1 protein-coding gene is annotated in these 944 nt (G+C 68.5%); it reads right to left on the minus strand.

The genetic code is table 11. From position 1 onward, the window contains the following. Positions 1–944 (minus strand): FG-GAP-like repeat-containing protein (locus ACFOX0_RS34195; protein WP_377553833.1); only part of this gene is annotated, 944 nt, incomplete at both ends.

Here is a 944-nt window from a genome sequence, read left to right on the forward strand (position 1 = left end):
CACAGGATCCCCGTGGTGCTGTTCGCCGCGATGATGTCGGGTCGGTTGTCGCCGTTGAAGTCGGTGAGGCCGTACGAGGTGAAGGCTTGCCAGCCGGTGCCGATCTGGACACCGGAGCCGTAGATGCCGGCGTACATCTGCAGGGTGCCGTTGCCGAGTCGGGCGACGATGTCGAGCGTGCCGTCGGAGGTGACGTCGGCGACGCCGTAGGGGGTGACGTCCGGCGCCCAGCTATTGCCCACCTGGAGCCGCCCGGCCGCGCCGCCGGTGAGGTCACCGGGATACACGTACAGCGCACTGTCGACGGTTGACCTGACGAAGATGTCCAGGTGGCCGTCCTTGTTCCAGTCGCCGAGCCCGTATGGGGTGTAGCCACACCAGCCGACGCCGATCTCGACCGGTTCGGGGCTGAGATCGTCCGGGCCGCCGAGGAACGCCTTCAGCTTGCAGCTCGCGCCCTCCCGGACGAGGAGGTCCTGGTAGCCGTCGTGATTCCAGTCGGCAACGCCGAAGCCGGTGTACTGGCCCCACGCGGTGGCCAGCAATTGCCCGGAGGCGAGACCGCTGCCGTTCTTCCGGTATCGCCACAGGTTGCCGGCGGTGTCGGCGCCGTAGATGTCGGTCCGGGCCTGGGTCTCTCCGGGCGGAACAAAGGTCGCCGCGCCCAGCGGGCTCAGCCGGCCGCTGCGCTGGGTGTCGTCGGCACCGACCTGGCCGGGTGTCAGCGTCCGGTCCCAGACTTGCAGGTTGCTGAGCTGGCCGGAGTAGTAGGCGGCGGGCTGGTTGTTGCTGAGGAATCTGCCGACGACGAATTTGCCGGTGGCAGGCCAGGTGACGGCGGCGTTGTGCCGCGCGCTACCGCGCAGCTTGCCGTCGACGTAGAGGGCCATGGTGTTGGTGGCGGCGTTGTAGGTGGCGGTCAGGTGGGTCCAGACCCCGAGTTG

Origin of the sequence: Micromonospora zhanjiangensis, from assembly GCF_042650605.1 — a bacterium.
In the GTDB taxonomy this organism is placed as follows: Bacteria; Actinomycetota; Actinomycetes; order Mycobacteriales; family Micromonosporaceae; genus Micromonospora_J; species Micromonospora_J zhanjiangensis.